The sequence below is a fragment of the Celeribacter neptunius genome, assembly GCF_900113955.1.
GTDB classification, from domain to species: domain Bacteria; phylum Pseudomonadota; class Alphaproteobacteria; order Rhodobacterales; family Rhodobacteraceae; genus Celeribacter; species Celeribacter neptunius.
On sequence record NZ_FORH01000004.1, the window covers coordinates 258,258 to 278,416 of the forward strand.

21 protein-coding genes are annotated in these 20,159 nt (G+C 57.2%); 12 read left to right on the forward strand and 9 right to left on the reverse strand.

Annotation, left to right across the window (positions count from 1 at the left end):
• Positions 1-78: 78 nt before the first annotated feature.
• Together BM151_RS12205 and secB are read left to right on the forward strand one after the other, a co-directional pair.
• On the forward strand, positions 79-594 hold the full coding sequence (locus BM151_RS12205; RefSeq protein ID WP_090060997.1) for an FxsA family protein: 516 nt from the start codon (positions 79-81) through the stop codon (positions 592-594).
• A 57-nt stretch (positions 595-651) separates the two neighbouring features.
• On the forward strand, positions 652-1,161 hold the full coding sequence (secB, locus tag BM151_RS12210; RefSeq protein WP_090060998.1) for a protein-export chaperone SecB: 510 nt from the start codon (positions 652-654) through the stop codon (positions 1,159-1,161).
• 9 nt (positions 1,162-1,170) lie between these two features.
• Here the strand turns inward: secB and dnaQ are convergent, their stop codons facing one another.
• Genes dnaQ through BM151_RS12230 form a run of 4 tightly spaced genes read right to left on the reverse strand, consistent with a single transcriptional unit; the run spans position 1,171 to position 4,124 of the window.
• The gene (gene dnaQ, locus BM151_RS12215; protein WP_090060999.1) at positions 1,171-1,914 is read right to left on the reverse strand and encodes a DNA polymerase III subunit epsilon; all 744 of its coding nucleotides are present in this window, start codon (positions 1,912-1,914) and stop codon (positions 1,171-1,173) included.
• Entirely contained in the window at positions 1,907-2,521 is a 615-nt protein-coding gene (coaE, locus tag BM151_RS12220; RefSeq protein ID WP_090061000.1) for a dephospho-CoA kinase, read from the reverse strand. The genes dnaQ and coaE overlap by 8 nt, the downstream gene beginning before the upstream one ends.
• The gene (locus tag BM151_RS12225; RefSeq protein ID WP_090061001.1) at positions 2,518-3,348 is read right to left on the reverse strand and encodes a shikimate dehydrogenase; all 831 of its coding nucleotides are present in this window, start codon (positions 3,346-3,348) and stop codon (positions 2,518-2,520) included. The genes coaE and BM151_RS12225 overlap by 4 nt, the downstream gene beginning before the upstream one ends.
• Complete coding sequence (locus BM151_RS12230; RefSeq protein ID WP_342714568.1) at positions 3,345-4,124, reverse strand: Maf family protein; 780 nt, start codon at positions 4,122-4,124, stop codon at positions 3,345-3,347. Before BM151_RS12230 ends, BM151_RS12225 begins: the two co-directional genes overlap by 4 nt.
• Before the next feature lie 222 nt (positions 4,125-4,346).
• Here BM151_RS12230 and hemJ point away from each other — a divergent pair, with 222 nt between their 5' ends.
• The 7 genes from hemJ (at position 4,347) to BM151_RS12265 (ending at position 11,730) form a co-directional block, all read left to right on the forward strand.
• A complete protein-coding gene (gene hemJ / locus BM151_RS12235) occupies positions 4,347-4,799 on the forward strand; it encodes a protoporphyrinogen oxidase HemJ (RefSeq protein WP_090061003.1) in 453 nt (150 codons plus the stop codon).
• Between the two features lie 140 nt (positions 4,800-4,939).
• On the forward strand, positions 4,940-6,211 hold the full coding sequence (gene rho, locus BM151_RS12240; RefSeq protein ID WP_090061004.1) for a transcription termination factor Rho: 1,272 nt from the start codon (positions 4,940-4,942) through the stop codon (positions 6,209-6,211).
• Between the two features lie 19 nt (positions 6,212-6,230).
• Positions 6,231-7,517: a tRNA uridine-5-carboxymethylaminomethyl(34) synthesis GTPase MnmE gene (mnmE, locus tag BM151_RS12245; protein ID WP_090061005.1), complete on the forward strand. Its 1,287-nt coding sequence runs from the start codon at positions 6,231-6,233 to the stop codon at positions 7,515-7,517.
• A 23-nt stretch (positions 7,518-7,540) separates the two neighbouring features.
• Entirely contained in the window at positions 7,541-9,409 is a 1,869-nt protein-coding gene (gene mnmG, locus BM151_RS12250) for a tRNA uridine-5-carboxymethylaminomethyl(34) synthesis enzyme MnmG (RefSeq protein ID WP_090061146.1), read from the forward strand.
• Positions 9,409-10,026, forward strand: a complete 618-nt coding sequence (gene rsmG / locus BM151_RS12255; protein ID WP_090061006.1) for a 16S rRNA (guanine(527)-N(7))-methyltransferase RsmG — start codon at positions 9,409-9,411, stop codon at positions 10,024-10,026. The genes mnmG and rsmG overlap by 1 nt, the downstream gene beginning before the upstream one ends.
• Complete coding sequence (locus BM151_RS12260; RefSeq protein WP_090061007.1) at positions 10,019-10,819, forward strand: ParA family protein; 801 nt, start codon at positions 10,019-10,021, stop codon at positions 10,817-10,819. The genes rsmG and BM151_RS12260 overlap by 8 nt, the downstream gene beginning before the upstream one ends.
• A gap of 2 nt (positions 10,820-10,821) precedes the next feature.
• Positions 10,822-11,730: a ParB/RepB/Spo0J family partition protein gene (locus BM151_RS12265; protein ID WP_090061008.1), complete on the forward strand. Its 909-nt coding sequence runs from the start codon at positions 10,822-10,824 to the stop codon at positions 11,728-11,730.
• Here the strand turns inward: BM151_RS12265 and hemW are convergent.
• Genes hemW through rph form a run of 4 tightly spaced genes read right to left on the reverse strand, consistent with a single transcriptional unit; the run spans position 11,727 to position 14,600 of the window.
• Positions 11,727-12,887 (reverse strand): radical SAM family heme chaperone HemW, encoded by a 1,161-nt coding sequence (hemW, locus tag BM151_RS12270; protein WP_090061009.1) that lies wholly within the window; start codon positions 12,885-12,887, stop codon positions 11,727-11,729. The two genes, BM151_RS12265 and hemW, sit on opposite strands and share 4 nt — an antisense overlap.
• The gene (locus BM151_RS12275; protein WP_090061010.1) at positions 12,887-13,270 is read right to left on the reverse strand and encodes a RidA family protein; all 384 of its coding nucleotides are present in this window, start codon (positions 13,268-13,270) and stop codon (positions 12,887-12,889) included. The genes hemW and BM151_RS12275 overlap by 1 nt, the downstream gene beginning before the upstream one ends.
• On the reverse strand, positions 13,267-13,887 hold the full coding sequence (rdgB, locus tag BM151_RS12280) for an RdgB/HAM1 family non-canonical purine NTP pyrophosphatase (protein ID WP_090061011.1): 621 nt from the start codon (positions 13,885-13,887) through the stop codon (positions 13,267-13,269). Before rdgB ends, BM151_RS12275 begins: the two co-directional genes overlap by 4 nt.
• Entirely contained in the window at positions 13,887-14,600 is a 714-nt protein-coding gene (gene rph, locus BM151_RS12285; protein WP_090061012.1) for a ribonuclease PH, read from the reverse strand. The genes rdgB and rph overlap by 1 nt, the downstream gene beginning before the upstream one ends.
• 133 nt (positions 14,601-14,733) lie before the next feature.
• Here rph and hrcA point away from each other — a divergent pair, with 133 nt between their 5' ends.
• The 3 genes from hrcA to BM151_RS12300 all read left to right on the forward strand — a co-directional run bounded on the left by hrcA (position 14,734) and on the right by BM151_RS12300 (position 17,490).
• Positions 14,734-15,798: a heat-inducible transcriptional repressor HrcA gene (hrcA, locus tag BM151_RS12290; protein WP_090061013.1), complete on the forward strand. Its 1,065-nt coding sequence runs from the start codon at positions 14,734-14,736 to the stop codon at positions 15,796-15,798.
• Positions 15,799-15,865: 67 nt separating this feature from the next.
• Positions 15,866-16,387 (forward strand): nucleotide exchange factor GrpE, encoded by a 522-nt coding sequence (locus BM151_RS12295; RefSeq protein WP_425429551.1) that lies wholly within the window; start codon positions 15,866-15,868, stop codon positions 16,385-16,387.
• Positions 16,388-16,449: 62 nt separating this feature from the next.
• Entirely contained in the window at positions 16,450-17,490 is a 1,041-nt protein-coding gene (locus BM151_RS12300; protein WP_143093094.1) for a TPM domain-containing protein, read from the forward strand.
• Here BM151_RS12300 and mutS read toward each other — a convergent pair whose 3' ends face one another.
• The gene (gene mutS / locus BM151_RS12305) at positions 17,491-20,106 is read right to left on the reverse strand and encodes a DNA mismatch repair protein MutS (protein ID WP_090061147.1); all 2,616 of its coding nucleotides are present in this window, start codon (positions 20,104-20,106) and stop codon (positions 17,491-17,493) included. It lies immediately after the preceding gene.
• Positions 20,107-20,159: the final 53 nt, after the last annotated feature.

The following is a 20,159-nucleotide window of genomic DNA, read 5'->3' on the forward strand; positions in this document are numbered from 1 at the left end:
AAAGTCGTCTACCGACCTTATGTAGGTGACGCATCCCGCCAAGTCTACCGGTGGGCCGGAGAATAGAAAGAGGTTCCCATGTGGCTTTTTGCGCTTTTTGTCGCTGTTCCGATCATCGAGATTGCCCTGTTCATCCAGGTGGGCGGGTTGATCGGTCTATGGCCAACGCTCTTGATCGTGATTGTGACAGCCATTCTCGGCACGACGCTGGTGCGGCAGCAGGGAGCTTTGGCCATGTCACAATTGCGTCAATCCTTCTCGGAGCTGAACGATCCCTCCGAACCCCTGGCTCACGGGGCGATGATCCTCCTGTCGGGCGCGCTGCTACTGACACCCGGGTTTTTCACCGATACCGTCGGGTTTCTGCTGTTGATCCCCGGCTTTCGCAGCTTTGTCCTGAAAGAGCTGCGCAAACGCATTCAGGTCCAGAGTTTCGTGATGGGGCAACAGAGCATGCACCAGACCCGCGATCCCTTTACCGGTGATCCGCGCGGCGGGCGTGGCGATGGTCCGGATGTGATTGACGGTGAATTCGAAGAAATTGATCCGGAAAGCCGTAAAAATCGCGGGCCTTCGGGCTGGACTCGCCATTGAGGCAAGCGCGACAACCTGATACAAAACCACGAATTTCATTTTTCGAGGACGAAACTCATGGCCGAAAACGGCGCTACCCCCCAGACCGATGAGGCGGCTCAGCCGGCACCCGTCAAAATGCAAACCCTTGGCCAGTACATCCGGGATATGTCGTTTGAAAATATCCTCGCCCAGAAGGGTCTGAAGGTTGAAGGCCGCCCGGCGATCTCCGTTCAAGTCGCGCTTGATGCGAAAAAACGCGACGAGGACAATCAGTTCGAAGTCGCCACCAAGGTGAAGGTCGAATCCAAGACCGAGAGCGGCGATGCGACCCTGTTCATTCTCGAACTGGACTATGCTGGCGTCTTCCTGATCGAGAACGTGCCGGACGAACAGATGCACCCGTTCCTGATGATCGAATGCCCGCGCATGCTCTTCCCGTTCCTGCGCCGCGTCGTGCATGACGTGACCCGCGACGGTGGCTTCCCGCCGCTGAATCTGGACAATATCGACTTCGTCCAACTCTATCGCCAGGACATGGCGCGCCGCGCCGAAGCGCAACAGGCCGCTGCTGCTCCGGCAAACTAAGTCTCTATCTTAGCTGAATTTATTCCAAATCGCGCCGTCGCCCAGACCTTCAACGAATGAAGCATGGGCGGCGGCTTCTTCGTCTGTGATCCGGGGCGGGAGCGGGGCAGGGCGCCGGGACGGCCGCCAATTGTCCTCGGCCCCCGCCGCAGCGGCGCTGTCCTTTTTCTCGCTGACAGGGGCCAGCACCAGATCCGGCTGCCGCCCGCCAATGAGCTCGAGATAGACTTCCGCCAGAATTTCCGAGTCGAGCAACGCGCCGTGCAGCGTCCGCGAGGAGTTGTCGATGCCAAAGCGGCGGCATAGCGCGTCGAGAGTGGCGGGAGAGCCGGGAAATTTCTTGCGCGCCATGGCAAGCGTATCGACAGCTCGGTCATAGGGAATTTCCGGCAGGCCGATCCAGCTCAGCTCGGCATTGAGGAATTTCATGTCGAAACTGGCATTGTGGATCACCAGCTTGGAATCCGGTCCGATGAAATCGAGAAAGGCCTGTCCCACCGCTTTGAAAAATGGTTTGTCGGCGAGGATCACCTCGCCATCTTTCGGTGGGCGTGGCGGTTGCAACAAGTCGGGACCGATGCCGTGCACCCCGAACGCCCCGTCCGGCATATGTCGATCCGGGTGAATATATTGGTGATAGGTGTTGCCCGAGGGCATGTGGTTGATCAGCTCGATCGCGCCGATTTCCACGAGGCGGTCGCCACTAAAGGGGTCAAACCCGGTGGTTTCGGTATCGAGAACGATCTCACGCATGTTCAAGCTGGCTCCGTATCTGTGAAAGCACATCCTGCACTTGCCGGCGGGCGGCTTCAAGGCTTGTGGTCTCGATCACGTAATCGGCGCGGGCGCGCTTTTCGGCATCGGGCAGCTGTTTCGCCAGAATGGTCTGAAAATGCACCTCGGTCATGCCGGGACGGGCAAGCACACGCTCGGCCTGAGTTCTCGGATCGACGGAAACAACGACAACGGTGTCGACCGCCTTGTCGCCGCCGGTTTCGAACAGCAGCGGGATGTCGACCAGTATGATCGGGGCGGCGGAGGCTTGAATGAACTCCGTGCGGTCTTGTGCCACGAGCGGATGCACGATGCTCTCGATCTCTTTCAAAGCACCCGGAGTTTCGGAGATGATCTTTTTCAAAAGTTCCTTGGACACCGCGCCATCTTCGATTGCAGCGGGAAAAATCGCAGAGATTGCTGCAACCGCTTTCCCGTCTTTTGCATAAAGTCGCGCCACGGCCTCGTCGGCATCCCAGATCGGCACGCCTTCCTCGGCAAACATGCGTGCCGTTGTACTTTTTCCCATACCGATAGAGCCCGTGAGACCAATCAGATGCGGCCGTTGTGTTTTGGAGTTCGTCATAGGGACAGGATATGCGCTCGGGTGGCTTCATCGATCTCCGGACGCTGGTCGAACCAGCGCTCGAAGCCAGGAGCCGCCTGATAGAGCAACATCCCGAGGCCATCGACGATCTGACAGCCCTTATCCGCCGCGCGCACCAGAAAGTCCGTGTGCAGCGGGGTATAGACGATATCCGTCACGACCGCGTCCGGGCTCAGGTGTTCAAAAGAGATCTTGAGCTCCGGCTGCCCCTCCATCCCGAGAGAGGTGGTGTTCACCACCGTGGTTGCCCCCTTGAGCATCTCATTGGCATTGACCCATTCAACCACGGAAATCTTGGTTCCGAATTCGGCCCTGAGCGCATCGGCGCGCGCCCGGGTACGGTTTGCAAGCCGGATTTCCGGCACGCCAACCTCAAGAAGCGAGGCGATGACCGCACGGGCAGCGCCACCAGCGCCCAAAACCGCGGCCGGGCCGGATTTCGGGTCCCAATCGGCATTGGAACGCAGATTTTCCACAAAACCATAACCATCTGTATTATCGGCATAAAGCTTGCCATCCGGCCGGAATATCAGCGTATTCGCCGCCCCGATCAGGGCGGCCCGATCGGTCACGATGTCGGCCAGCGCCAGGACGGATTCCTTATGTGGGATCGTCACATTCGCCCCGACAAAGCCCATTTTCGGCAGGGTTTTCAAAACCTGTTCGAGATCGATTTGTTCGACATGGAGCGGCACATAGTGCCCTTTGAGACCATAGCGGTTCAGCCAATAGCCATGAAGCGCCGGCGACTTGCTATGCGCAACCGGCGCGCCGATGACACCAGCCAGGGGAATTTTGGCACTCATGATGCGATGACCTTTCGTTCCGAAAGATATGACAGAAGCGGCAGCAGCGGCAAACCCAGCACGGTAAAATAGTCGCCATCAATCCGCGAAAACAAGCGCACGCCTTCGGCCTCGAGCATGTAAGACCCGACACAATGTCGAACCTCGTGCCAGTTGCGCGCAAGATAATCGTCGAGATAGTCATCCGAAATCCGGTTCATCTCAAGGCGCACCTCACCGACATGACGCCATTTCGGCTCGCCATTTTCATAGATGACCGCGGCGGAGAGTAGCTTGTGCCGCTCACCGCGCATCTCACCGAGGATCTCCCGCGCTTCCTCTATATCGCGAGCTTTGGAAATCAACCGGCCTTTGAAGGACAGGGTCTGGTCACAGCCGATGACCATGGCATCAGGATGTTTCATCGAGACCTTGCGGGCTTTGCCCTCGGCCAGCGCATCCGCAATCTCGCGTGGGCTGGCACCTTCGCTTTGAAGCGTATCTCTGATCGCCTCTTCATCAATGCGACCGACAACAACATCAAAAGAAACACCGGCGTTGCGCAGCAAGGATTGGCGAATGTCGGACCCGGAGGCCAGGATCAGGTTGCGCGGGTTGTTCATAGACTTGTTGAAAACTCCTGTGTGAGTTGGTTGGTTTTTCCGTTCATAATCGCTGCGATCGCGATCCTTGGGATAAACCGGCCTTTCCGCGAATTCCACACCTCGAGTTATCTGCGTGGGAAAGAGAAAATTCCATTGCAGGGAAAAGTAACATGTTCCCGCAACAGGTGCCATTCATCCTCTCTTCTACCACCTGAAATATCAATCAATATATTGTAATTATACACTTTATTTCATTTTATGCGCAGCTGTGGATAAGAAGATCAAAAGTTTTCAGAGCGTAGAAAACTCTGTGGAAAAGTAATTAATCCAGACTATCCACAGGCCCTACTAAATCATCATCCTTTTCTTTTTCTTTTATTATTTTATTTAGGAAGGAATTCAGAAAGGGATCTCATGGGCGATATACTGGCGACGATTTATCCATGGACGAAATCCATGCATGTGATTTCCGTGATCGCCTGGATGGCGGGACTGTTCTATTTGCCGCGCCTCTACGTGCGTCACACCGAAAGCGTGACGCAAGGAACGGAAACCGATCTCCTGTTTCAGGACATGGAGAAAAAGCTTCTGAAAATGATCATGAACCCGGCGATGATCTCGAGCTGGATTTTCGGTCTCTGCCTCGTGTTTACGCCCGGGATCGTCGACTGGAGCGCTGGCTGGTCCTGGATCAAAGCTGGGAGTGTCTTAGGCATGACATGGTTTCACATGTGGTGTGCCGCACGCAGACATGATTTCATCAATGGCACGAACACTCGAAGCGGGCGTCACTACCGGATGATGAACGAGTTGCCGACGCTTTTGATGATCTTCATCGTCGTGATGATTATCGCCAAGCCTTTTTGATCCGTGTTCGTCTCAGAAAGATTGACTTAAGCGATCCCTGTTTCTATCTATGCGCAAACCCCTGCCGTCCGGCAAAGGGATTCTCCAGTGATACATGACTGAAAAGACCCGCATGCAATGCCGGTCCGAATGGATTTTCTATGAGTGATGAAACTCTCAATCTGGCTGACCTGAAAGCCAAGAGCCCAAAAGACCTTCTCGCCATGGCGGAAGAGTTGGAAATCGAAAACGCCTCGACCATGCGCAAGGGCGAGATGATGTTTTCGATCCTCAAGGAACGCGCCGAAGATGAATGGATCATCTATGGCGACGGTGTTCTCGAGGTTCTGCAAGACGGGTTTGGTTTTCTGCGCTCTCCCGAGGCCAACTACCTGCCGGGTCCTGACGATATCTATGTTTCGCCCGATGTGATCCGCCAATACGGGTTGCGCACCGGCGATACCGTCGAAGGTGTGATGCAGGCGCCGAATGACAACGAGCGCTATTTCGCGATCACCAAGGTCACGCAGATCAACTTTGAAGAGCCTGAAAAAGCTCGTCACAAGATCAACTTCGACAACCTGACGCCGCTTTACCCGGATGAGCGGCTCAAGATGGAAATCGAGGACCCGACGATCAAGGATCGCTCGGCCCGGATCATTGACCTGGTGTCTCCGATCGGCAAAGGCCAGCGCGCCCTGATCGTGGCGCCGCCGCGCACCGGTAAAACCGTGCTGCTGCAAAACATTGCCCATTCGATCGAGACCAACCATCCCGAGTGCTATCTCATCGTTCTGCTGATCGATGAACGCCCGGAAGAGGTCACCGACATGCAGCGGAGCGTGAAAGGGGAGGTCGTCTCCTCGACCTTTGACGAGCCGGCGCAGCGTCACGTTGCCGTCTCCGAAATGGTCATCGAGAAAGCCAAGCGTCTGGTCGAGCACAAGCGCGATGTGGTGATCCTTCTCGACTCGATCACCCGTCTTGGCCGCGCCTTCAACACCGTTGTGCCGTCCTCCGGTAAGGTGCTGACCGGTGGTGTGGATGCGAATGCTCTGCAGCGTCCGAAACGCTTCTTCGGGGCTGCCCGGAACATTGAAGAGGGTGGCTCTCTGACCATCATCGCCACCGCGCTGATCGACACCGGTTCGCGTATGGACGAGGTGATTTTCGAAGAATTTAAAGGCACCGGGAACTCCGAGATCGTTCTGGATCGCAAAGTCGCCGACAAGCGCGTCTTCCCGGCGATGGACATCCTCAAATCCGGCACCCGGAAAGAGGATCTTCTGGTCGATGCCAAAGATCTGCAAAAAACTTACGTGCTGCGCCGTATCCTCAACCCGATGGGGACCACGGATGCGATCGAATTCCTGATTTCCAAGCTGAAACAGACGAAAACCAACAGCGAGTTCTTCGATTCGATGAACGCATAAGGGAAACGCGAGGATCGCGATGGATACGATCTACGCCTTGGCAAGTGCCCGCGGCAAAGCGGGTGTCGCAGTGGTCCGGATTTCCGGGCCGCTTGCGTTTTCGGCTGTCGAAACCCTCGCCGGCGATGTGCCCGCGCCGCGACGGACCGCGTTGCGCGCGTTGAGGACCGCGGATGGCGTGATGCTCGATGAAGCTCTGGTGATCTGTTTCGAGAAGGGCGCATCTTTCACTGGCGAGCAAAGCGCTGAGCTGCAGCTTCATGGCTCTGTCGCCATCGTCAATGCGGTGCTGCATGCGCTGTCCGACATGGATGGGTTGCGACTGGCCGAGGCAGGGGAGTTCACCCGGCGCGCGCTTGAGAACGAGCGTCTCGATCTGGCGCAGGTCGAAGGGCTTGCCGATCTCATCGAGGCGGAAACTGAAGCTCAGCGACGTCAGGCGTTGAAGGTTTTCTCCGGCGCGCTTGGTGAAAAAGCGGAACGCTGGCGGGCTGCGCTTTTGCGCTCTGCGGCATTGATCGAGGCGACGATCGATTTTGCCGATGAGGAGGTCCCGGTCGATGTTTCTCCTGAGGTGCTCGAACTGATCGCCACAACCATGCTTGAGCTCGAAAGCGAGATTGCCGGCTCGAAAATGGCTGAACGTATTCGCGACGGGTTTGAAGTCGCTATCGTAGGTCCACCAAATGCAGGAAAATCCACTCTTTTGAATGCCTTGGCAGGACGTGAAGCGGCGATTACCTCGGAAATCGCCGGTACGACCCGCGATGTGATCGAAGTTCGGATGGAGCTCAAAGGTCTGCCCGTCACCTTGCTTGATACGGCCGGTCTGCGTGAGACCGAGGATGTCGTGGAAGCCATCGGCATCGATCGGGCGCGCAGCCGGGCAACGCAGGCTGATCTGCGGGTGATCCTTTTGTCGGACGCCGGGAGCGTGCCAGAGATTGAGGCGCAAGAGGGCGATCTGGTGTTGATCGGCAAGGATGATATCGGGCAATTCGAACATTCTGTCTCTGGCAAGACCGGCCAGGGCATTGATGCGATGGTCGCCCATATTTCCTCGACCCTGGCGTCGAGAGCTTCCGCCGCCTCGAGCGCGATCCGGGAACGTCATCGCGTTGCAATTCGTGATGCGCTTCGCTCTATGGAATCGGCGCGCAATGAGGTATTGCTCGGGGCAGATCGCAGCGAATTGGCGGCCGAAGAGTTGCGGCGCGCCGTATATGCGCTGAACTGCCTTGTCGGGCGGATCGATGTGGAAAATATCCTTGGAGAGATCTTCTCCAGTTTCTGTATCGGAAAGTGAATTAGACGCGAGGAGTGTTTCACGTGAAACATTGCGACTTCGATGTTGTCGTCGTTGGGGGCGGCCATGCGGGATGTGACGCCGCTGCGGCCGCCGTACGGGCCGGGGCGCGAACGGCGCTTGTCACGCTGAAACGTGACGGCATTGGTGTGATGTCCTGTAACCCGGCCATCGGTGGGCTCGGGAAAGGCCACCTGGTGCGAGAGATTGATGCGCTTGATGGCGTGATGGGACGCATCGCGGATAAGGCGGGGATTCAATTCCGCCTGCTCAATCGCCGCAAAGGGCCGGCGGTGCAGGGACCGCGTGCCCAGGCGGATCGTAAAATCTACCGGACCGAGATGCTGGCCGAGCTCGAGGCAACCGAAGGACTGAGCATCATCGAGGCGGAGGTCTCTGATCTGTTGCTCTCTGGTGAACAGGTTTATGGTGTCATTCTTGGCGATGGTTCCGAGATCAAATCCGGTGCGGTGGTCCTGACCACTGGGACTTTCCTGAACGGGCTCATCCATATCGGCGATGAAAAGCGCCCAGGCGGACGGATGGGCGATAAGCCCTCTGTTGCTTTGGCGGAGCGCCTGTACGGCTTTGATCTTCCGATCGGGCGTTTGAAAACCGGCACGCCGCCGCGTTTGAACGGTAAGACGATCAATTGGGATATTCTCGATGAGCAGCCGGGTGATGACGATCCGGTGGTCTTTTCCTTCCTGAATAGCAAGCCGTTTGCACGTCAGGTTTCCTGTGGCATTACCCATACCAACGAGAAAACCCACGACATCATTCGCGAAAACCTGTCCCGATCCGCCATGTATGGTGGTCATATCGAAGGCGTCGGGCCGCGCTATTGTCCGTCGATCGAAGACAAGATTGTCCGCTTCTCCGATAAGACCTCGCATCAGATTTTTCTCGAGCCGGAAGGGGTGGATGACGACACCGTCTATCCGAATGGTATTTCCACATCTCTGCCCGTTGAAGTTCAGGAGGCCTATGTCCGTTCTATTCAGGGCTTGGAGGGGGTTGAAATCCTGCAACCAGGCTATGCGATCGAATATGATTATGTCGATCCGCGTGCGCTTCGCCTGACCTTGGAACTGCGCGATGTGCCTGGGCTTTTCCTGGCGGGGCAGATCAATGGGACAACGGGTTACGAGGAGGCGGCGGCACAAGGTCTTGTGGCTGGAATGAATGCTGCCCGCAAATCTTTGGGTCAGGAGGGGATGAGTTTCACTCGCTCCGACAGCTATATCGGGGTGATGATCGACGATCTCACCACCCGGGGGGTGAGCGAACCTTATCGCATGTTCACATCGCGGGCTGAGTTCCGTCTATCTTTGCGCGCCGACAATGCGGATCAACGTCTGACACCTCTCGGGACAGAACTTCATCTCGTTGGCGAGAAACGGAAACGGGCTTTCTCCGAGAAAATGGAAACTTTGAGCAGGGGCAGGGCGCAGCTTGAACGTGAAAGCTATACGCCAAAAGAACTGAGTGCGGCGGGAGTCGCGGTGAGTTCTGATGGCGCGCGTCGCACGGCCTATGAGATCCTCGCTTTCCCGGATGTGAGTTTCGAGAATGTCCTGCGCCTGAACCCGGATCTCTCAGAGATTCCTGGAAATATCCAGGAACAGCTCTCTCGCGATGCGCTCTACGCCAATTACATTGAGCGTCAGAAACGCGACGTTGAAGCGATGAAACGCGATGAGCAGCAGGTGATCCCGGATGATTTTGACTATTCGGCATTGAATGGGCTCTCGAATGAATTGCGCAGCAAGTTGACGTTGGCACGACCGCAGACGGTATCTCAGGCCAGCCGGGTTGAGGGAATGACGCCCGCGGCCACAACCCTGATTTTGGCGCGTCTGCGTCAGGTTCAGAAACAAAAGGCGTCCTGATGCGATCGGAAGAATTTGGCGGTCTTAATGTTTCACGTGAAACATTGGAACGGTTGGAAACCTATCATGAGCTTCTGAAAAAATGGAACCCGGTGATCAACCTCGTCGCGAAATCCACCATAGACAGTGCTTGGGAGAGGCATTTCCTCGATTCGGCGCAGGTGTTTTCCCTCGCGCCACAAGGGGTTCGAAAATGGTGCGATCTCGGCAGCGGTGGCGGTTTTCCCGGACTTGTCTGCGCAACGCTGGCGGCAGAGTTTTCACCCGAGACTGAATTCACCCTGGTCGAATCGGATCAACGCAAGGCGACCTTCCTGAGAACTGTTGCCCGCGAGCTCGGTTTGAAGGTGACTGTTCTTTCCAAGCGGATAGAGCAGGTGGAGCCGCTCGGGGCCGATCTGATTTCCGCGCGGGCGCTGGCGGCGCTGCCGAAGCTGTTGGAATTCACCGAACGTCACCTCGAACCGGGGGGATATGCGCTGTTTCAAAAAGGGGAATCTTTTCGCAAAGAGCTCTCCGAATCCCTTGAAAGCTGGCGCTTCAGCCATGAAGAATACCCGAGTATCACGGACGCATCGTCCGTCATCCTGCGCCTTGGAGATATAGAACGTGTCTGACCCTTCACGCCCGAATGGCCCGAAAATCATCGCGGTTGCAAACCAAAAGGGGGGCGTTGGCAAGACCACAACGGCCATAAACCTGGCTGCTGCCCTTGTGAAAGAGGGGCTTCGTGTGCTGGTAGTCGATCTCGACCCACAGGGGAATGCGTCGACAGGGCTAGGTATTGATCCCGAGGCGCGTGGCTACACAACATACGATCTGATTCTCGGAGATATCGATCTCCATGAGGTGATTCAAACCACGGAATTCGAGGGGCTTTGGATTTCGCCCGCAACGGTCGATCTCAGCTCTGCGGATATCGAAATGGTCGCAAATGAAAAGCGCAGCTTCCTTTTGCATGATTCTCTGCGTCAACATGCGATCGATGATTTCAAATTCGACTTTATCCTGATCGACTGCCCGCCTTCGTTGAGCCTTTTGACGGTGAACGCGATGGTCGCGGCGGAATCGGTGCTTGTGCCACTTCAAAGCGAGTTTTTTGCTCTCGAAGGCCTGTCACAACTGATGTTGACGGTGCGCGAGGTGCGCCAGACAGCGAATTCGAACCTGAGGATCGAAGGCATCGTGTTGACGATGTACGATCAGCGCAACAACCTCTCGCGACAGGTCGAGCAGGATGCGCGGGAAAATCTCGGAGATCTGGTATTCAATACCGTGATCCCGCGGAATGTCCGAATCAGTGAGGCGCCGTCTTTTGCCTTGCCGGTTCTGGATTATGATCCGCATTCTAAGGGCGCTTTGGCCTATCAGGCGCTGGCCAAGGAAGTCATCGCGAAAAAAGGACGATAAAAATGGCGACACCGAGCAAACCGAAGAACAGGGGCCTGGGGAGAGGTCTGTCCGCCTTGATGGCGGATGTGACGCAGGAGACGGAAGAAGTGGGGAGCTCTGCGGAGCCGCGTCGACCGGATATGATGGTTCCGATTGAAAAGATTGCGCCGAATCCGGATCAGCCGCGTCGGACCTTTGAGCCGGATGCGCTTGAGGAATTGGCAGAGTCGATCAAGGAAAAGGGCGTTATCCAGCCCCTGATCGTGCGGGAAAATCCGCGCGCCGAAGGTGAATATGAGATTGTCGCCGGTGAGCGCCGTTGGCGCGCATCGCAAATGGCGCGTTTGCACGAGTTGCCGGTTTTGATCCGTGACTATACGGATACCGAAGTGCTCGAAGTCGCCATCATCGAGAATATCCAGCGCTCCGATCTGAACGCGATCGAGGAGGCGGCCGGTTACAAACAGCTGATGGAGCGTTTCGGTCACACCCAGGAAAAGCTATCCGAAGCCCTGGGCAAGAGCCGGAGCCACATCGCCAATCTTATGCGGCTTTTGAACCTGCCCGAGGATGTGCGCGCCCTTGTCATTGATGGTGCACTGTCTGCCGGCCATGCACGCGCGCTGATCACCGCAGAGGAACCGTCAGCGCTGGCGAAAAAGATCGTTCAGGGTGGTCTGTCTGTGCGCGATGCAGAGAAGCTGGTGAAGCTGGAAAAGACCCCGATCAAGCCAAAACCCGCGAAAATGAGCACATCTGTCGAGAAAGATGCCGATACGCGGGCGCTCGAAGGCGATCTCTCGGCGAGCATCGGCATGAAAGTCAGTATTGCGCATAAGGAAGGCTCTGAGAAAGGCGCTCTGACGATCTCTTATGAGAGCTTGGATGAGCTCGATGCGCTCTGTGGTTTGTTGTCCCGGGGCGTTTAACCCTCGGGGATCAGCTCACGAATGATGGAATTCAGAAGCGGGCGGCCTTTCGCAGTGACCGAAAGCCGTCCGTTTTCGGTTTTGACGAAACCATCTTCTTCTAAATATTTGTTTTCAATACTGAACTTTCGGCCTAGGATCGTCGAAATGCGCTCAAGATCGATGCCTTCGCTGATCCGCAGCCCCATCATCAGATATTCGGTCGCCTGATCGTAACTGGACAGGGCGATGGGGCCGTTTTCACCGGTGCCGTGTTTCGCGACGGATTGCAGCCATTGCACCGGGGAGAGCGGTGTGTCGATCGCATATTTCTGTCCGCCGAGGGTCAGTCGCGCATGGGCGCCTGGGCCGATCCCGGCGTAATCGCCGTAGCGCCAATAAATCAGGTTGTGGCGGCTCTCGAGGCCGGGTTTGGCGTGATTGGAGACTTCATAGGCGGGCATTCCGGCCTTTTCGCATTCTTCCTGAGTGACAAAATACATGTCCGCAGCGCTGTCGTCGGAGGGCAGATCCCGTAGAAGCCCCCGACTGTAGCGATCTCCGAAAGCGGTGCCTTCTTCAATGGTGAGCTGATAGAGCGAGAGGTGATCGATGGTCATGGACAGGGCTTCGCGCAATTCGGTGCGCCATGCTTCGATTGTTTGACCCTGTCTTGCATAGATCAGATCGAAACTTACCCGGTCAAATGTGTTGCGCGCGATGTCGAAGGCCTTGCGGGCCTCGGTAACCGAGTGCAAACGCCCGAGTCGTTTCAGATCTTCGTCATGGAGAGACTGAATCCCCATGGAGATACGGTTCACGCCAGCTTCGCGGTAGCCCTGAAACCGCCCGGCCTCGACCGAGGTCGGATTGGCTTCGAGCGTGATTTCGATATCGTTAGCGAGGGTCCAACAGTCTCGAACCTTGCCCAAAATGGCATTTACAAGCTCAGGATCCATCAAGGACGGCGTGCCGCCGCCAAAAAACACAGTGTTGAGAAGCCGGCCTTGGGTCTGTTGCGCGACCCGTTCGATTTCGGAGAGATAAGCGCGCTCCCATGCCGCCTGATCGATGGTCGCGGCGACATGAGAGTTGAAATCGCAATAGGGGCATTTTGAGAGGCAAAACGGCCAATGAATGTAGAGGCCGAAGCCGCCATTTTGCCAGTCTTCAGCCATCAGCCTTTGAACGCCGTGATTTCGATTTCGATTTTCATCTCCGGTTTGATGAGATCGGCGACCACCATGGTGGCGGCGGGGCGGATCTCTGCGAGGAACTGACCCAAGGCCGGAACGACCTCGTCGACCAGAGCCGCGTCGGTGATCGTGTATTGCACGCGCACCGCATCCTTGAGCGAGAAGCCTTCGCCCTCGAGGACACCGGAAATGGTTTTGAAGCAGTTCCGGGCCTGATCGGCGATGCTCTCGGGCATGGTCATGGTGGTATAATCATAGCCGGTGGTGCCGGAGACGAAACACCAATCGCCCTGAACGACGGCACGGGAATATCCCATCACCTTTTCAAAATCAGAGCCGGAAGAGATCAGTTTGCGGGTACTCATTTTGCGAGATCCTTGAAGGGTCCGGAGACCAGTTTACGAAATGCATCCGCGCGGTGGCTCATCGCCTGTTTGCGCGCGTGGTCCATCTCTCCGAAGGTTTCGGATTCGCCTTCGGGGAGGAACATCGGGTCATAGCCAAAGCCATGCGGGCCGCGGGCGGGCCAGACAATCCGGCCTTCAACGATACCCTCGAAGATCTCGTCATGGCCATCGGGCCAGGCAAGGCAGAGCGTGCAGCAAAAACGTGCGGTGCGCGGTTCTGCTGCGTTCACCTCTTCGAGACGGTCCCAGACCTTTTGCATGGCCATGGGGAAATCGCGTCCATCGGGGGTTTCGGCCCAGTCGGCGGAATAGACACCCGGCGCGCCATCAAGTCCGTCCACCGACAGGCCGCTGTCGTCGGAGAGGGCAGGGAGGCCACTTTCCTTGGCAGCGAAATGCGCCTTGATCCGTGCGTTTCCGGCAAAAGTATCTTCGGTCTCTTCCGGTTCTTCGAAACCAAGATCGCCGGCCGAGATCACCTCGATGCCGAACGGGGCGAGAAGCTCCGCGATCTCGCGCAGCTTGCCCTTGTTATGTGACGCAAGAACCAGCTTTTTTTCAGCAAAGGCGCGCATCACGCCACCGCCGCATTCTGAGACGCGACCAATTCGGCGACGCCTTTTTCAGCGAGATCGAGAAGCTCGTTCATCTGGGGGCGGGAATAGGTGGCACCTTCGGCGCTCATCTGGGTTTCGATCATTTGACCATTGGCGAGCATGATGAAATTGCCATCGACGCCGGCCTCGGAATCTTCCGGATAATCGAGATCCAGGACCGGTTGTCCGGCGTAGATGCCACAGGACACGGCTGCGACATTGGAAATCAGCGGGTCAGAGATCAGCGCACCGGATTTGAGCAGTTTGTTGACCGCGAGGCGCAGAGCAACCCAACCACCGGTGATCGAAGCACAGCGGGTGCCGCCATCGGCCTGAATCACGTCGCAATCCACGGTGATCTGACGTTCTCCCAGAGCGACACGATCGACGCCGGCGCGCAAAGAGCGTCCGATGAGACGCTGAATTTCAACGGTGCGGCCGCCTTGCTTGCCTTGGGTGGCTTCGCGGCGCATCCGGGACGAGGTCGAACGCGGCAACATACCGTATTCGGCGGTGACCCAGCCCTGACCGGAATTGCGCATAAACGGCGGCACACGTTCCTCGATTGTCGCGGTGCAGAGCACATGGGTGTCGCCACAGCGGATCAGACACGAGCCCTCGGCGTGTTTTGTCACACCGGTCTCGATTGAAATCGGCCGCATTTCGTCTAAATTTCTTCCCGAGGGGCGCATGATAAATCCTTCCGCATGAGTTGCGGCAGACATAACGAAGAGCGGCGCAAAGGCGCAAGCCTCATTGACCCTCATGCCCGATGCCTTTTAATTGCACAGGGTCTTGAATTGGGCCTCATAAGACGCAGGTAACATGTCCGAACGAGCAAATCTCATCGCCGAAATGAACGACCGGTCCCGGGAAGTCTTCCGCCGTGTGGTTGAAGGCTATCTGGATAGTGGCGGCCCTGTCGGTTCGCGGACGCTCACACGGACGATGAGCGAAAAGGTTTCCGCTGCGACTGTGCGCAATGTGATGCAGGATCTCGAGTATCTCGGGTTGCTGGACAGTCCGCATGTCTCCGCCGGGCGGGTGCCGACGCAGTTGGGTCTGCGTTTGTTCGTTGATGGCCTACTCGAGGTCGGTACCGTGACCGACGATGTGCGCGAGAAGATGGAATATACGGTTCGCAACGAGCATAGCGACGTGGGCGGGATGCTTGATCGCGTCGGGTCTGCGCTTTCCGGTCTGACCCAAGGGGCGAGCCTCGTTTTGGCCCCGAAACACGAAGCCCCTGTGAAACATGTGGAATTCGTCAATCTCGCGCCTGATCGTGCTCTGGTCGTGCTGGTCTTTGCCGATGGTCAGGTGGAAAACCGCATTTTCACCCCACCGGTGGGGCAGACGCCTTCGTCGCTGCGGGAGGCGACAAATTTCCTGAATTCTCTGGTCGAGGGGAAGACACTTGGTGAATTGCGCTCCACGGTAGAACGCGAGATCAAGCTGCGGCGTCAGGAGCTCGACACGCTCGCGGCGGATCTGATCGAAAACGGGTCTGCCTTTTGGGAAGGCGAGGGATCGAATTACGAGCGCCTGATCGTGCGTGGCCGGTCCAATCTCTTGGGAGAAAGCGCCGAAGCCGAAGAATTGGACCGGATCCGGAGCCTGTTCGATGACCTGGAAAAGAAACGCGACATCGCCGAATTCCTCGAATTGACCGAGGATGGCGAGGGCGTACGCATTTTCATCGGCTCAGAAAACAAACTTTTCTCGCTTTCGGGTTCCTCTTTGGTGGTTTCTCCATATATGAACGCTGAACGAAAAATAATCGGTGCCGTGGGTGTCATCGGACCGACTCGTCTGAACTATGGGCGGATCGTTCCGATTGTCGACTACACGGCCCAGCTTGTCGGGCGCATTCTGTCCGGCAAGGCGTGAAAGGTGAAACATGACGGATTCTAGGAAAGACATGTCGCAAGAGTTCGAAAAAAAGATCGAAGAAGAGATGATCGACATCACCTCTGAAGAAGCGCTCGAAGACCCGGAGGACAGCAATGTCTCTGCCGAGCTGGATCAGCTTCGCGCAGAGCGTGATGAATTCCGGGATCGCTTCATGCGGGCCGTGGCCGATGCGGAGAATTCCCGCAAGCGCGCGGATCGTGATCGTCGCGAAGCCGAGAATTACGGCGGCTCGAAGCTGGCGCGCGACATGCTGCCGGTATTCGACAATATGAGACGTGCGATCGAGGCGATTGCCGAGGATCAGCGCGAGGCCCAGGCCGCCCTGATCGAAGGGATCGAGTTGACGATGCGCGAACTTTTGAGCGTGTTCAACAAACATGGGATTGTGATCATTTCCCCCGAGATGGGCGAGAAATTCGATCCGCAGATCCACGAAGCCATGTTCGAAGCTCCGGTGCCCGGCACCAAGGCCGGAGACATCATTCAGGTGATGAATGTCGGCTTCATGATCCACGACCGGTTGTTGCGCCCGGCGCAGGTGGGTGTTTCCTCCACGCCGGCGTAATCCTGCTCTGATTTCTTCGTAAAATCTGTTAGAAAGCCCTCGTGATTTGCGGGGGCTTTTTCGTGCGTGTCTTTCTGTTTCTGTCGATGTTTCTCTGCGCCGTTCCGGCAATGGCACAGGACTACCCCGACTACAGCGAAATCTATGTGAACGATTTTGCCGATCTGTTGGGAGAGGCGGTCGAGGAGGATATTCGTGAGCGTCTCAAGACGCTGCGCCGCGAGACCGGGGTTGAATTCACCGTCGTCACAATCGGGGCGATGTCCGATTACGGTCATCACGGCGAGATCGAACCCTTTGCCACCGGTCTGTTCAACAGCTGGGGCGTCGGCGATGCCGAGAAGAACGACGGGCTGATGATGCTCGTGTCCCGTTGGGATCGCAAAATACGCCTCGAAGTCGGGTCTGGCTACGGCACATCCATGAACGCGCCGATGCAACAGGTGATCGACGGCGATATCCTGCCCTACTTTCGGAAAGACCGATATGAAGAGGGGATTTCAAACGGGGTAGACCGTACGATCCTTGCCGTCACGGGGAGCTGGCCCGGAGAATATGATTTTGACGCACCGCAAAGGCTTTTCGGCTCATTTAGCCGCTTCATCACCGGGCTCGGCAATTGGATCTGGGCGATTTTGGCTGGATTTGTGCCATTTCCGTTGATGATCTATCGCCGCTGGAAACGCAACACACCGCGGATTTGTCCCAATGACGGGATGAAAATGACCCGGCTTGATGAGGTCTGGGATGACAACCATCTGCAAAAGGGCCAGATCACCGAGGAAGAGCTCCGTTCCGTCGATTACGATGTCTGGCAATGCCCCAAATGCGAGCACGTGAAAATCGAAGGATACCGTGCATGGTTCAGCCAATATTCGATCTGCCGAAACTGCGGGTACCGGACCGTTGAAGGCGACACCACCATTCTCGAATCCGCCACCACCACTTCGACCGGGCGCAAGCGGATCGACTATCATTGCCTCAACTGTGGAGACGAATATTCAGTGACCCGCACCATCCCGAAGGTGAGCAAAAGCTCGTCTTCGGGTGGTTCCTTTGGCGGTGGGTCGAGCAGCGGCGGCGGCGCCAGCGGCAGCTGGTGATCAGGAAAGCTTCGCCTTCAGATCGTAGAGCGCCTGGAGCGCTTCACGTGGAGAGAGATCATCGGGTGTGATCTCGGCGAGTGCTTTCTCGACGTCGCTTTCCTTGGCTTGTGGTTTTGGTGGTTCCGGCGGGATCGCGGCGAAAAGCGGCAGATCGTCAATGATCGCCTGCGGATTGGCGGCATTTTCCGCCTGACCTTTTTCCAGCGCTTCCAGAACGGATTTGGCCCGTTCGACCACGGCGTCGGGTAGACCGGCAAGGCGGGCGACCTGGACCCCGTAGGAACGGTCGGCCTTGCCCTTGATCACCTCGTGCAAAAAGATCACCTCGCCTTCCCATTCCTTGACCGAAACCGTGGCGTTTTCCGCCCCGTCGAGCTTGTCCGACAGGCTGGTCATCTCATGGTAATGCGTTGCGAAGAGCGCGCGGCATTTGTTGACGTCATGCAGATGTTCGAGTGTCGCCCAGGCAATCGACAGCCCGTCATAGGTTGCCGTGCCGCGACCGATCTCGTCGAGAATGACAAGTGCCCGGTCGTCTGCCTGATTGAGGATTGCGGCGGTTTCGACCATCTCGACCATGAAGGTCGAGCGCCCGCGTGCCAGATCGTCGGAGGCACCGACGCGAGAAAACAATTGCGAGACCACGCCAATATGTGCGCTCTCGGCCGGCACATAGGAGCCGGCTTGCGCGATCAGCGCGATCAGCGCGTTCTGGCGCAAAAAGGTCGATTTACCCGCCATGTTCGGCCCGGTCAAAAGCCAGATCGCTGCGCCCTCGCGCCCGTCCGAGAGATCACAGTGGTTGGCGACGAATTTCTCACCGCCCTGTTTGCGCAGCGCCCGTTCCACCACCGGGTGACGCCCGCCTTGAACAAGGAATTCGCGACCCAAATCCACCTTGGGACGGGTCCAGCCTTCGCTCTGCGCCAAATCGGCCAGTGCGGTGATCAGATCCATTTCGGCCAGCGCGCCGGAGGCATCGTTGATGACGGGCGCGCGTTCCAGAATTGCCATGCGCAGGGTCTCGAACAGACGTTTTTCGATCTCGAGCGCCCGGCCACCGGCATTGTGGATTTTGGTTTCAAGCTCCGAAAGCTCGAGCGTCGTAAACCGCACCTGATTGGCGGTGGTCTGACGATGGATGAAGGTCTCCGACAGCGACAGCATCTTTTCCGCATGGGTCGCGGTGGTCTCGATGAAATAGCCGAGCACGTTGTTGTGCTTGACCTTCAGAGAGGTGATCCCGGTCGTCTCAGCATATTTCGACTGCAGCGAGGCGATCACCCCACGTCCTTCGTCGCGCAGCGTGCGGGATTCGTCGAGCTCCTCGTCATAGCCGGGGGCGATGAAACCGCCGTCTCGGGCGAGAAGCGGCGGCTCGGCCACAAGGGCCGCGTCCAACAGGTCGATGAGCTCGGCGTGACCGATTAAAAACTCCATATTCCGCTGGATCAGGGTCGAAACAGGAGCGTTTTGCAGGCTCTCATGAATGAGTTCGGCCTGCGAGAGACCATTGCGGATGGCGGCGAGATCGCGCGGGCCGCCCCGATCCAAACCGATGCGAGAAAGCGCGCGCTCCATATCGGGAACCTTGCGCAGGGCTTCGCGCAGATCGCCGGCGAGATGGGCGTTGGCGATGGCAAAATCGATCGCGTCGAGCCGGTCGGTGATGATCTCGACATTGCGCGACGGGCTGGCGAGGCGCCGTTCCAGAAGACGTCCGCCGGCGGCGGTGACAGTGCGATCCATGGTGGAAATCAATGAGCCTTCGCGCCCACCCGAAAGCGCATGCGAGATTTCGAGATTGCGCCTCGTGGCGGCATCGATCTGCATCGCACCACGCAGGGATTCCCGTACCGGACGCCGCACCAGCGGCAGTTTGCCTTTCTGGGTGATGTCGAGATAGTCGATGATCGCGCCCATGGCGGAAATCTCCGACAGGGTGAATTGTCCGAAGGCTTCCATCGAGGAGACTTTAAACAGTTCCGTCAGGCGCGTTTGTGCCGATGTACTGTCGAAAGAGCTGCGCGACAGCGGTGTCATCCGATCATGAAAATCAGGCACAAACTCGGCCCAATTCTCTTCATGCGCTTCGGAAACCACGATCTCGGAGGGGTTCAGCCGGGCAAGTTCAGGACCCAGACCGACGAGCGGGCAGGGCATGACATGAAAGGCACCGGTGGAAATATCGACCCAGGCCAAAGCCCCCTCTTCGCGGATCTCGGCATAAGCTGCGAGATAATTGTGACGACGCGCGTCGAGAAGGCTGTCTTCGGTCAGGGTGCCCGGGGTGACGAGACGGACGACATCGCGTTTCACGACGGCTTTCGAGCCGCGCTTTTTCGCCTCACTCGGGTCTTCGAGCTGTTCACAGACCGCGACCTTGAAGCCTTTGCGAATGAGATTGAGCAGATAGGTCTCGGCCGCATGCACCGGCACGCCGCACATCGGGATGTCGTCGCCCGCATGTTTGCCACGTTTGGTCAGTGCGATATCGAGCGCCTCGGAGGCGGCGACGGCATCATCAAAAAACATCTCATAGAAATCGCCCATGCGATAGAACAGCAGCGCGTCACGATGGCGTGCCTTGATTTCGAGATATTGTGCCATCATCGGCGTTGCGGCGGGCGTTTGCGAGGCCACTTTGCTCTCCCCGGATTTCGTTT